The 12,784-nt window shown below is 71.2% G+C and carries 10 protein-coding genes; all 10 read left to right on the forward strand.

Features of this window, described 5'->3' with window-relative positions; translation table 11 throughout:
• The first annotated feature begins 4 nt into the window (after window positions 1–4).
• Window positions 5–832 (forward strand): ABC transporter permease, encoded by an 828-nt coding sequence (locus Q0963_RS14845; protein ID WP_299447490.1) that lies wholly within the window; start codon window positions 5–7, stop codon window positions 830–832.
• Window positions 829–2,127, forward strand: a complete 1,299-nt coding sequence (locus Q0963_RS14850; RefSeq protein ID WP_299447492.1) for an MCE family protein — start codon at window positions 829–831, stop codon at window positions 2,125–2,127. The genes Q0963_RS14845 and Q0963_RS14850 overlap by 4 nt, the downstream gene beginning before the upstream one ends.
• Window positions 2,124–3,152 (forward strand): MCE family protein, encoded by a 1,029-nt coding sequence (locus Q0963_RS14855; protein ID WP_299447493.1) that lies wholly within the window; start codon window positions 2,124–2,126, stop codon window positions 3,150–3,152. Before Q0963_RS14850 ends, Q0963_RS14855 begins: the two co-directional genes overlap by 4 nt.
• Window positions 3,152–4,135, forward strand: a complete 984-nt coding sequence (locus tag Q0963_RS14860) for an MCE family protein (protein ID WP_299447495.1) — start codon at window positions 3,152–3,154, stop codon at window positions 4,133–4,135. Before Q0963_RS14855 ends, Q0963_RS14860 begins: the two co-directional genes overlap by 1 nt.
• The gene (locus tag Q0963_RS14865; RefSeq protein WP_299447497.1) at window positions 4,132–5,328 is read left to right on the forward strand and encodes an MCE family protein; all 1,197 of its coding nucleotides are present in this window, start codon (window positions 4,132–4,134) and stop codon (window positions 5,326–5,328) included. The genes Q0963_RS14860 and Q0963_RS14865 overlap by 4 nt, the downstream gene beginning before the upstream one ends.
• A complete protein-coding gene (locus Q0963_RS14870) occupies window positions 5,325–6,533 on the forward strand; it encodes an MCE family protein (protein ID WP_299447499.1) in 1,209 nt (402 codons plus the stop codon). The genes Q0963_RS14865 and Q0963_RS14870 overlap by 4 nt, the downstream gene beginning before the upstream one ends.
• Entirely contained in the window at window positions 6,530–7,792 is a 1,263-nt protein-coding gene (locus tag Q0963_RS14875) for an MCE family protein (RefSeq protein ID WP_299447501.1), read from the forward strand. Before Q0963_RS14870 ends, Q0963_RS14875 begins: the two co-directional genes overlap by 4 nt.
• Entirely contained in the window at window positions 7,789–8,289 is a 501-nt protein-coding gene (locus Q0963_RS14880) for a hypothetical protein (RefSeq protein WP_299447503.1), read from the forward strand. Before Q0963_RS14875 ends, Q0963_RS14880 begins: the two co-directional genes overlap by 4 nt.
• Window positions 8,273–8,923, forward strand: a complete 651-nt coding sequence (locus Q0963_RS14885) for a hypothetical protein (protein WP_299447505.1) — start codon at window positions 8,273–8,275, stop codon at window positions 8,921–8,923. Before Q0963_RS14880 ends, Q0963_RS14885 begins: the two co-directional genes overlap by 17 nt.
• Before the next feature lie 327 nt (window positions 8,924–9,250).
• Window positions 9,251–12,739, forward strand: a complete 3,489-nt coding sequence (gene rpoB, locus Q0963_RS14890) for a DNA-directed RNA polymerase subunit beta (RefSeq protein WP_299447507.1) — start codon at window positions 9,251–9,253, stop codon at window positions 12,737–12,739.
• The last annotated feature ends 45 nt before the right edge of the window (window positions 12,740–12,784 follow it).

Raw genomic sequence — 12,784 nt, forward strand, 5'->3', positions numbered from 1 at the left:
GCCGATGACCCGACTCAGCACCGCCGCCCAGGCCCCCGTCCGCCTGCTCGACTCCCTCAGCGAGCAGATGCGCTTCTACGTGCTCTCGATCCGCTGGGTGCCGCGGACCCTCATGCGCTACCGCAAGGAGGTCGTCCGGCTCCTCGCCGAGGTCTCGCTCGGCACCGGCGCGCTCACCGTCGTCGGCGGCACCGTCGGGGTGCTCGGGTTCCTCGCGTTCTTCACCGGCTCGCAGGTCGGGCTGCAGGGCTACAGCGCGCTCGACCAGCTCGGCACCGGGGCGTTCGCCGGCTTCGTGTCCGCCTACCTCAACACCCGCGAGATCGCCCCGCTCGTCGCCGGGCTGGCGCTCGCGGCCACCGTCGGGTGCGGCTTCACCGCCCAGCTCGGGGCGATGCGGATCAGCGAGGAGGTCGACGCCCTCGAGGTCATGGGCGTGCCCAGCCTGCCGTTCCTCGTGACGACCCGGATGATCGCAGGCTTCGTCGCAGTCATCCCGCTGTACGTCGTCGGGCTGCTGTCCTCGTACGCCGCGACCCGCTTCATCGTCACCGAGTACTTCGGGCAGTCCCAGGGCACCTACGACCACTACTTCCAGCTGTTCCTGCCCCCCGAGGACATCCTCTGGTCCTTCGGCAAGGTCCTGATCTTCGCCATCGTCATCATCGGGATCCACTGCTACTACGGGTACACCGCCAGCGGCGGGCCCGCCGGGGTCGGGGTCGCGGTCGGCCGGGCGGTGCGGACCTCGATCGTCGCGATCAACATCGTGGACTTCTTCGTGAGCCTCGCCATCTGGGGCGCGACGACGACGGTGAGGATCGCCGGATGACCCGCGGACTCCTCGCCGGCCTGCGCGAACGCTCCTACGGCGTCGCCTTCCTCGTCGTGCTCGCCCTGCTCGTCAGCCTGTCGATCGCGACGTTCCAGAAGGCGTTCACCGACGTCGTCACGGTGACGCTGCGCAGCGACCGCATCGGCAACCAGATGCAGGAGGCCGCCGACGTCAAGGTCCGCGGGGTCATCGTCGGCGAGGTCCGCGCGATCGCCTCCGGGCCGGACGGCGCGACGCTCACCCTCGCCCTGCAGCCCGAGCGCGTCCACCTCATCCCCGCCGGCGTCAGTGCCCGGCTCCTGCCCAAGACCCTCTTCGGTGAGCGGTACGTCGACCTCGTGGCCCCCGCAGGGGAGGCCGGGCGCCCGATCCGCGAGGGCGACGTCATCCCCCAGGACCGCAGCAGCGTCGCCATCGAGCTCGAGCGCGTCTTCGAGGAGCTCCTCCCGCTGCTGCGCACGGTCAAGCCCGAGAAGCTCGCGGCCACCCTCAACGCCCTCGCCACCGCGCTCGACGGCCGGGGGACCACGCTCGGCCAGAACCTCGTCCTCGTGAACCGGTACTTCACCGAGCTCAACCCGCAGATGCCGCTCATCCAGGCCGACATCAGCGGCCTCGCCGACCTCGCGAGCACCTACGCCGAGGCCGCCCCGGACCTGCTGACCGCGATGGACGCCCTCCGCACGACGAACACGACCATCGTCGAGAAGAAGGGCCAGCTGGCCGGGTTCCTCGCCGGGACCGCCGGCTTCGCGAACACCACCGCGGAGTTCCTCGAGAAGAACGACGACCGGATCATCCAGGTCGGCCGGGTCCAGCGGCCCACGCTCGCCGTGCTCGCCAAGCACGCCCCCGTCTACCCCTGCCTGGCGACCGGCATGGTCACCTGGCTGCCGCGGATCCGCGAGGTGTTCTCGGACTCGCAGTTCCACATCACCCTCGAGACCCCGCCGCAGCGAGGCGGGTACCGCCCCGGCGACGAGCCGGCGTGGAACGACGACCGCGGGCCGACGTGCTACGACCTGCCGTCCCCGAAGACCGGGCAGCGCAACCCCCGCCCCGGGTACACCTTCGCCGACGGCTACGGCGGTGGCTCCGGCTCGGCGCTGCCGTCGGCGCTCCTCGCCCGGGCCGGTGTCGCCGTCCCCGGCGTCGACTCGGGCCTCGCCGGCACGCGCCAGGAGCAGCAGGTCGTCGCGATCGCCCTGGCCGCCCACGGGACGGGTGAGCCCTCGGCCCTGACCACCCTCCTCGCCGGGCCGATGCTCCGCGGGAAGGTGGTGAACCAGTGAGGACCACCCCGAGCCTGGTCAAGCTCGTCGTCTTCGTCGTCGTCACCGTGCTGGCCACGGGGGTGCTCGCGGCGACCATCGCGAACATCCTGCCCGGCGACAAGGCCAGCTACACCGCCGTCTTCGAGGACGTCACCGGGCTGGCGTCCGGCCAGGACGTGCGCATCGCCGGCGTGCGCGTCGGCACCGTCAAGGACATCACCGTGGCGGGCGACCGGACCAACGCCGAGGTGAGGTTCGAGGTGCTCCGCAGGACCTCGCTCACCCGCGGCACGGTCGCCACGATCAAGTACCGCAACCTCGTCGGCGAGCGGTACATCGCACTCACCCAGGAGCCGGGCGACGCCGCGACGCTGCCCGAGAACGGGACGATCCCGCTCGACCGGACCCACCCGGCACTCGACCTCACGCTGCTGTTCAACGGGTTCAAACCGCTCTTCGCCGCGCTGTCCCCGGCCGACGTCAACGAGCTGTCGGCCCAGATCATCTCGGTGCTCCAGGGCGAGGGCGGCAACATCGACTCCCTGCTCGGCCAGACCGCCTCGCTCACCCGGGCGCTCGCCGACCGCGACGAGGTCATCGGCCGCACCATCGACAACCTCACGACGGTGCTCACGACCGTCGAGGCCAACGACGCCGCCTTCGCCGAGCTGCTGGCCCAGCTGCAGCGGTTCGTCTCCGGCCTCGCGCAGGACCGGGAGGCCATCGGGGCGTCCCTGACCAACATCAACCGGCTCACCGGCGACACCGCGAGCCTCCTGCAGGCCGGGCGCCCCGACATCAAGAGCGACGTGGCGAACCTGCGCCGGCTCGCGGGGACCCTCAACGAGCCGCAGAACACGGCCGCCTTCGAGAAGTTCGCCGAGACCGCCCCGGGCAAGATCTCGACGATCACCCGCACCGCCACCTACGGCTCGTGGTTCAACTTCTACCTGTGCCGCTTCGACGTGGAGAACCTCGTGCTGCCCACCGGCCCGACGCCCGGGAACCTCGGCTACAACGTCTCGGCTGCGAGGTGCTCGTGATGCCCCGCGTCCTGACCCGCGCCCCCCGGGACCGCAACACGGTGCGGCTCGGCCTCGCCGGCCTCGCCGTCATCGCGGTCCTCCTGGTGCTGGCGTTCAACGCCGCCAGCCTCCCGCTCATCGGCGGCGGCGACGAGTACAGCGCGGCGTTCACCGAGGCCGGCGGGCTCCGGGACGGCGACGACGTCCGGATCGCCGGGGTCAAGGTCGGCGACATCACCGGCGTCGACCTCGAGGGCTCCCACGTCCGGGTCGACTTCCGGGTCACCGAGGACGTGAGCTTCGGCCCCGACACCGCCGCCTCCGTGCGGATCAAGACCCTGCTCGGCGAGAAGTTCGTCGCCCTCGAGCCGCGGGGGAGCGGGCAGATGGAGGAGGGCACCCAGATCCCGCTCGAGCGGACCGTGTCGTCCTACGACGTCGTCACCGCGTTCTCCGACCTCACCCGGACCACCGAGCGGATCGACACCGAGCAGCTCGCCGCGTCCCTCGACGTCCTCGCGACCGAGTTCGCCGACACCCCCGAGAACGTGCGGACGGCCCTGGACGGGCTGAGCCGGCTGTCGCGCACCATCGCGAGCCGGGACGAGAAGCTCCGCGAGCTGCTGCGCTCGGCGAACTCGGTCACCGGCACCGTCGCCGAGCAGAACGAGGCCGTCGACCGGCTCATCAAGGACGCCGACCTCCTCGTCGCCGAGCTCGACCGGCGCCGCGAGGCGATCCACACCCTGTTCACCAACACCAACGCGCTGGCGAAGCAGGTGACCGGCCTGGTCCGGGACAACCGCGCCGAGCTGCGGCCGGCGCTCGAGGAGCTCAAGAAGGTGCTCGCCACCCTCCAGAAGCACGAGGCGGACCTCCAGGCGACGATCGAGGCGATGGCCCCGTTCACCCGGCTGTTCGCCAACACCCTCGGCAACGGCCGCTGGTTCGACACCTACATCCAGAACCTCACGGTTCCGGTGGGGACGGTGGGCGGATGAGCCGCAGCCTGCCCTCCTGGGTGCGCCGCCCGCAGCTGCCCGCGGCCGTCGCGACCCGGCTGCGCGCCGTGCCCCGGTCCACGGCCCTCGTCGCCGGGGCGGTCGCCGTCGCGCTCGTCGCCGCCGCCGTCGTCTTCTGGCCGCGCACCGAGCCGGTGCGCGTCAGTGCCGAGTTCACCCGGGCCGTCGGGCTGTTCCCCGGCTCCGACGTGCGCATCCTCGGCGTCAAGGTCGGTGAGGTCACCCGCGTCGAGCCCCGCGGCGACCTCGTCCACGTCGAGCTCGAGTTCACCCCCGAACACCCCGTGCCGGCCGACGCGCAGGCCGCCGTCGTCGCCCCGTCGCTCGTCAGCGACCGGTACGTCCAGCTGCTGCCGGTGTACACCGACGGCCCCCGGATGCGCAGCGGGAGCACGATCCCGCTGGAGCGCACCGCCGTGCCGGTCGAGCTCGACCGGGTGAGCCAGAGCATGGACGACCTCATGGTCGCGCTCGGGCCGGAGGGCGCGAACTCCGACGGCGCGCTCACCCGGGTCCTGCGCACCGGCGCCGCGAACCTCGACGGCAACGGGCAGGCGCTGCACGACACCACCGAGAACCTCTCCCTCGCGGTCCAGACCTTCTCGCAGGGGCGCGGCGACCTCTTCTCGACGGTGAAGAACCTCAACACCTTCTCCGAGACCCTCGCCACCAACGACAAGCAGGTCCGCCGGCTGAACGCGAACCTCGACTCGGTCTCGACCGCCCTGGACGACGAGCGCGACGACCTCTCGGCGGCGCTGGCCAACCTCGCCGTCGCCCTCGAGGAGATCTCGACCTTCGTCCGGGACAACCGGGCCGTGCTCAAGGACGACGTCACGGCCCTGGCCGACGTCACCGGCGCGGTGGCCGAGAAGCGCACGGCGCTCGCCGAGACCCTCGACGCCGGCCCGGTCGCGCTCTCGAACCTCCAGCTCGCCTACAACGCCGCCAACGGGACCCTCGACACCCGCGCCTCGGTCCAGGGTGCCGACGAGCCCGGGCTCTTCCTCTGCGCGCTCATCACCGGTCCCACCGGCACCGGGAACTCCGACCTGTGCGAGCGCTCGGGCCTGCTCGACCTCGAGATCCCGGACGGGTCCCGGACCTCCGGGGGAGCCGCTGCCCCGCTGCTGCGCAGCGCCGACCCCACGCTCGGAGGGCTCCTCGGATGACCCACACCAGCCGCGCCCTCACCGCCCTCGCGGCGGTCCTCGCCCTGGCCCTCACGGCCTGCGACGGGGTCTCCGACCTCCCGCTGCCCGGAGGCCCCAGCATCGAGGGCCGGGCCATCACGGTCCGGGCGGAGTTCGCCGACGTCCTCGACCTCGTGCCCCGGTCGTCGGTCAAGGTCGACGAGGTGACCATCGGCGAGGTCACCGACATCGAGCTCGACGGGTGGACGGCCCGGGTGACGATGCGCATCCCCGACGCGGCCGAGCTGCCCGACGACACCCGCGCCGAGCTCAAGCAGACCTCGCTCCTCGGCGAGAAGTACATCGCGCTCGAACGCCCCGACGGCGGGGGCAGCGGGCGGCTCGGCGACGGCGACCTCATCCCGCTCGAGCGCACCGGCCGCAACCCGGAGGTCGAGGAGGTCCTCGCCGCCCTGTCGATGCTCCTCAACGGCGGTGGGGTCGGCCAGCTCAAGATCATCGAGTCCGAGCTGAACAACGCGATGCGCGGCAACGACGAGGACATCAAGAGCCTCATCGCCGAGCTCGACACCTTCGTCGGCGGGCTCGACGAGCAGAAGGCCGACATCATCCGGGCCATCGAGGGCATCGACCGGCTGAGCGCCGACCTCGCCGAACGGTCCGACGAGCTCGAGGCCGTGCTCCGCGAGACCCCCGAGGGGCTGAAGGTCCTGGCCGACCAACGGGAGCAGCTCACCGAGATGCTCACGGCGCTCAGCCGGCTCGGCGACGTCGGGAGCACGGTGATCCGCGCCTCCCGCGAGGACGTGCTGGCCAACCTCGCCGCCCTCGAGCCGATCCTGAGCCAGCTGAACAAGGCCGGCGACGACCTGCCCCAGTCGCTCGAGCTGCTCCTCACCTACCCCTTCCCGGATGCCGCGGTCGGCACCATCAAGGGCGACTACACGAACCTGCGGGTCACCTCCGACCTCGACCTGCGCGGGCTCACCCTGCCGACCCCCACCGGCGGGCCGACGCTGCCGACGCCCACCCTGCCGACGTCGCTGCCGACCCCGAGCCTGCCCGTCCCGACGATCACGGTCCCGAGCCTTCCCGTGCCCACCTCGAGCCTGCCGGTGCCCACCCGCTCCGGGGGCGGGCTGTGCCCGCCGGTCTGCTTCAGCAGCAGCACCTCGGGGTCGGACATGTCGTGGACGGCTCTGTACACCGGAGGCATGCGATGATCCGCCGGCTCACGAAGGTCCAGCTCGCCATGTTCGCGGTCATCACGGTCGTCGCGACGTCCTACCTGTCGGCGAACTACGTGGGCCTCACCGAGCGTCTCTTCGGCACCGGGCCCACCGTCGTCGCCGACCTGGCCCGCTCCGGCGGCATCTTCGAGGGCGCGGAGGTCACCTACCGCGGGGTGCGGGTGGGCCGGGTGTCGCGGCTGACCCTGGGCGCCGACGGGGTCCGGGTGCACGCCCGGCTCGAGAGCGGCACCGAGGTGCCCGCGGACACCCGGGCGGTCGTCGAGAACCGGTCGGCGGTGGGGGAGCAGTACCTCGACCTCCAGCCGCGCTCCGCGGGCGGGCCGTACCTCGCGGACGGTGACGTCATCGCCCGCGCCGACACCGAGACGCCGCTGCCGATCGAGACCCTCCTCCTCGACATCGACCGCACGGTGCGCTCGGTGCCCAAGGAGGACCTCGTGACCGTCGTCGACGAGCTCGGCACCGGCTTCGAGGGCACCGGCCCGGACCTTGCCCGGCTCATCGACGACGGGAACCTGCTCACCGAGAGCGCCATCGAGGCCCTGCCCGACACGATCGCCCTCCTGAAGTCCGGAAAGACCGTGCTCGACACCCAGCGCGACACCTCGAGCCGGATTCTCAGCTTCTCGGGCAACCTCGCCCGGATCTCCCAGACCCTCGAGGCGTCCGACCCGGACCTGCGGGTCATCCTCGACCGCGGCACGGTCGCCTCCGCCGAGCTCGAGGCCGTCGTCCGCGAGAACCGGGACTCGCTCGGCACGCTCATCGCCAACCTCGTCACCGTCGGCCAGGTGACGAGCGCCCGCGTCGACGGCATCGACCAGCTGCTCATCACCTACCCGGACGTCGTCGCCGGCGGCTTCACCGTCGTGCCCGGCGACGGCACCGCTCACTTCGGGATGCAGCTCCACGAGGACCCGCCGCCGTGCACCCGCGGCTACGGCGGGACGACGAAGACCAACCCCAACCGGACGACCAACCTGCCCCCGGTCAACACCGACGCCCGCTGCACCCTGCCGCGTGGGTCGGCCTCGTCGGTGCGCGGCGCCCAGAACGCCCCGGGCCGGCGCCCCGTCGGCAGCGCCAGCCTGGCGATGGCCTATGGTTCGGACCCGGTGCCGCTCGGGACGAGCGCCTACGGCGAGGCCGCCTTCGTGTCGGTCCCCCTCGCTCCCGCGGGCAGCGGCACCGGTGACTGGTCCTGGATCATGGAGGAGGCCGCCCGATGAACCGCCCGGTCCGTGCCCTCTGGCGACCCGTGCTGTGGGCCCTGGTCCTCGTCGTCGTCGCCGCCACCGTCGCCGTCGCCGCCACCGGCGGCCGGGCCTGGTACGACGCGCGGCAGGTCGAGCAGGCCCACCGCGAGGCGCTCGCGGCCGGCCGGCAGCTCGCCGTCAACTTCGCGACCCTCGACCACCGCACCGTCGACGAGGACACCGCCCGGGTCAAGGCCGGCGCGACCGGCGAGTTCCTCGACGGCTACACCTCGAGCCTGGCCGACCTGCGCGCCGTCGTCGTCGACAACGAGTCCACCTCGACGGTCGAGCGGGCCGAGGCCGCCCTCGTCTCGGGGGACCGCGACTCGGCGCAGGTGATCGTCGGCGTGGTCGCCCCGACGACGAACACGAACATCCCCGACGGGGAGACCAAGACGTACCGGCTCAAGCTCGGCCTGCGCGAGGTCGGCGGCACGTGGAAGGTGGAGCGCCTTGAGTTCGTCGGATGACCGTCGCCGGCCCCGGGTCGCGGGCCAGCGCCGTCGGCACGGTCGTGCCGTCGGCGCCGAGCCGGATGCATCGCCGCAGGTGGGGACGCTGACGGCGGACCGTGCCGAGGACGCACCGGTGGCCGTCGAGGCCGGGCCGGAGGCGCCGCGGACCCTCACGCCGGCCGACCTGCGCGCGCCCCTCGTGGCCCTCGTCGTCGCGCTCCTCGCCTTCGCCCTGGTGGCCGCGGTCGGCCTGCGCGACCACGGCGCCCGGGACCGGGACGCCCGGGCCGCCACGGCTGCGGCCACCGCGGCCCTGGAGCAGCTGCTGTCCTACGACTACCGGACCCTCGCGGACCAGGCCCGGCAGAACTCCGCGCTGCTCACCGGCGAGTTCCGCACCGAGTACGCCGAGACGATGGAGCAGACCATCGCCCCGGTCGCCGAGAAGGAGAAGGCGGTGGTGCAGGCGCGGTCCTACGAGGCCGGGGTCATGGGCCAGACGCCCGACACCGTGACGGTCCAGGTGTTCGTCAACCAGGCGAAGACCGCCGAGGGCGAGGAGCAGCCCTCCATCGACCAGAACCGGGTCATCGCGACGATGAAGCGGGTGCAGGACCGGTGGCTCATCGAGCAGCTGTCGGCCTTCTGACCACGCGGTCCGCGGCCTGCGGGGCGCGCCGAAAAGCCCGTATCGCTTGACGGGGGGCCGGTCCGGGGCCATCCTGTCTGCGTCGCCCGCTCTGCGGGCCGCCGCACCGGGAGCCCGTAGGGGCTTGACCCGGTTGGACGGTGCTGCCTCCTTCGGGTATGCTATCTCTTTGCGCTGCCCCCTACCTTCCTCCGCTCATCGCTGAGCCGTGTCCGTCGCCATGCCCCCGGCTGTCCCGGGAGACCTTCGACGGTCACGGATCACGACGTCCGGTGGGTCGGGAGTGGCCGACCGCACCGCTCATCAGGCCCGTGGAAGGAACCCTCCTTGGCTGCCTCGCGCACCACGTCGAACACTGTGAACTCCGCTCTGACGGCTTCGGGCCGTCTGTCCTTCGCCAAGATCCGTGAGCCCCTGGAGGTCCCAGACCTCCTCGCGCTGCAGACCGAGAGCTTCGACTGGCTCCTCGGCAACGAGCGCTGGCAGGAGCGTGTCGCCGCCGCCCTCGAGGCCGGTCGCGACGACGTCCCCGAGCGCTCCGGCCTCGAGGAGATCTTCGAGGAGATCTCGCCGATCGAGGACTTCAGCGGCTCCATGTCGCTCAGCTTCCGCGACCACCGCTTCGAGGAGGTCAAGTACTCCATCGAGGAGTGCAAGGAGCGCGACCAGACCTACTCGGCGCCGCTGTTCGTCACCGCCGAGTTCATGAACAACACCACCGGCGAGATCAAGAGCCAGACGGTGTTCATGGGTGACTTCCCGCTCATGACCGAGCGCGGCACCTTCATCATCAACGGCACCGAGCGGGTCGTCGTCTCCCAGCTCGTCCGCAGCCCCGGCGTGTACTTCGAGCGCACCGCCGACAAGACCTCCGACAAGGACGTCTACACGGCCAAGGTCATCCCGAGCCGCGGTGCGTGGCTCGAGTTCGAGATCGACAAGCGCGACATGGTCGGCGTGCGCGTCGACCGCAAGCGCAAGCAGTCGGTCACGGTGCTCCTCAAGGCCCTCGGCATGTCCGAGGCCGAGATCCTCGAGCAGTTCGGCGACTACGAGTCGATGCGGCTGACCCTCGAGAAGGACAACACCACCGACCAGGACGACGCCCTGCTCGACATCTACCGCAAGCTGCGTCCGGGCGAGCCGCCGACCAAGGAGGCCGCGCAGACCCTGCTCGACAACCTCTACTTCAACGGCAAGCGCTACGACCTCGCGAAGGTCGGCCGGTACAAGATCAACAAGAAGCTCGGGGTCGACGCCGAGCTGTCGACCTCGACGCTCGCCCTCGAGGACATCGTCGCGACGATCAAGTACATCGTCGCCCTCCACGCCGGCGAGGAGACCCTCCCGGGTCAGCGTCGCGGCGAGGCGGTCGACGTGCGCGTCGAGACCGACGACATCGACCACTTCGGCAACCGTCGCCTGCGCAACGTCGGCGAGCTCATCCAGAACCAGGTCCGCACCGGCCTGTCCCGGATGGAGCGCGTCGTGCGCGAGCGGATGACGACCCAGGACGTCGAGGCCATCACGCCGCAGACGCTGATCAACATCCGCCCGGTCGTGGCGTCCATCAAGGAGTTCTTCGGCACCAGCCAGCTCTCCCAGTTCATGGACCAGAACAACCCGCTCGCCGGCCTGACGCACAAGCGTCGCCTGTCGGCGCTCGGCCCGGGCGGTCTCTCCCGTGACCGCGCCGGCATGGAGGTCCGTGACGTCCACCCGTCGCACTACGGCCGGATGTGCCCGATCGAGACCCCTGAGGGTCCGAACATCGGCCTCATCGGCTCGCTCGCGTCCTACGGGCGGATCAACTCCTTCGGCTTCATCGAGACCCCGTACCGCAAGGTCGTCGACGGCCGCATCACCGACGACATCCACTACCTGTCCGCCGACGAGGAGGACGAGCACGTCATCGCGCAGGCGAACGCCACCCTCACCGAGGACGGCACCCGCTTCGCCCACGAGCGCGTGCTCGTCCGGGTCAAGGGCGGCGAGGTCGAGTACATCCCCGGTGACGACGTCGACTACATCGACGTCTCGCCGCGCCAGATGGTCTCGGCGGCCACCGCGCTCATCCCGTTCCTCGAGCACGACGACGCCAACCGCGCCCTCATGGGCTCGAACATGCAGCGTCAGGCCGTCCCGCTCGTGCGGGCCGAGGCCCCGCTCGTCGGGACCGGCATGGAGCTCCGCGCTGCGGTCGACTCCGGTGACGTCGTCGTCGCCGAGAAGGCCGGTGTCGTCACCGAGGTCTCCGCCGACCTCGTCACCGTCGCCGGTGACGACGGCACGACCCGCACCTACCGGATCGCGAAGTTCGACCGCTCGAACCAGGGCAACAGCTACAACCAGGTCGTCCGGGTCGACGAGGGCCAGCGGGTCGAGGCCGGCCAGCTCATCGCCGACGGTCCCGCGACCGAGGGTGGCGAGATGGCGCTCGGGCGCAACCTGCTCGTGGCGTTCATGCCGTGGGAGGGCCACAACTACGAGGACGCGATCATCCTCAGCCAGCGCCTGGTGCAGGACGACGTCCTCTCCTCGATCCACATCGAGGAGCACGAGGTCGACGCCCGCGACACCAAGCTCGGGCCCGAGGAGATCACCCGCGACATCCCGAACGTCAGCGAGGACGTCCTCGCCGACCTCGACGAGCGCGGCATCATCCGGATCGGTGCCGAGGTCCGCGACGGCGACCTCCTCGTCGGCAAGGTCACGCCCAAGGGTGAGACCGAGCTGACGCCCGAGGAGCGACTGCTCCGCGCGATCTTCGGCGAGAAGGCCCGCGAGGTCCGCGACACCTCCCTCAAGGTCCCCCACGGCGAGACCGGCACCGTCATCGGCGTCAAGGTCTTCGACAAGGACGAGGGCGACGAGCTGCCCCCCGGCGTCAACCAGCTGGTCCGCGTCTACGTCGCGAACAAGCGGAAGATCACCGACGGCGACAAGCTCGCCGGCCGGCACGGCAACAAGGGCGTCATCTCCAAGATCCTCCCGGTCGAGGACATGCCCTTCCTCGAGGACGGCACCCCCGTCGACGTCGTGCTCAACCCGCTCGGTGTGCCCGGTCGTATGAACGTCGGCCAGATCCTCGAGCTGCACCTCGGCTGGGCCGCCAGCCGCGGGTGGAACATCGAGGGCAACCCGGAGTGGGCCGAGCTGATCCCGGAGGACGCCCGCCAGGCGCCGGCCGGGACCCGCGTCGCCTCGCCGGTCTTCGACGGCTGCCGTGAGAACGAGATCGTCGGGCTGCTCGACAGCACCCTGCCGACCCGCGACGACGTGCGCCTCATCGACGGCACCGGCAAGGCCCGCCTCTTCGACGGCCGCTCCGGCGAGCCGTTCCCGGAGCCGGTGTCCGTGGGCTACATGTACATCCTCAAGCTGCACCACCTCGTGGACGACAAGATCCACGCGCGCAGCACCGGGCCGTACTCGATGATCACCCAGCAGCCGCTCGGCGGTAAGGCCCAGTTCGGTGGCCAGCGCTTCGGTGAGATGGAGGTCTGGGCCCTCGAGGCGTACGGCGCGGCCTACGCGCTGCAGGAGCTGCTCACCATCAAGTCCGACGACGTCAACGGCCGCGTCAAGGTGTACGAGGCCATCGTCAAGGGCGACAACATCCCCGAGCCCGGCATCCCCGAGTCCTTCAAGGTGCTCATCAAGGAGATGCAGAGCCTCTGCCTCAACGTCGAGGTGCTGTCCAGCGACGGCAGCACGATCGAGATGCACGACGCGGAGGACGACGTCTTCCGTGCCGCCGAGGAGCTCGGCATCGACCTGTCCCGGCGCGAGCCGAGCAGCGTCGAAGAGGTCTGACAGGTGACCCGGCCCGGTCGCAGCAGCGACCGGGCCGGGGACCCC

It is taken from the genome of uncultured Phycicoccus sp. (genome assembly GCF_947495705.1).
Taxonomy (GTDB): domain Bacteria; phylum Actinomycetota; class Actinomycetes; order Actinomycetales; family Dermatophilaceae; genus Phycicoccus.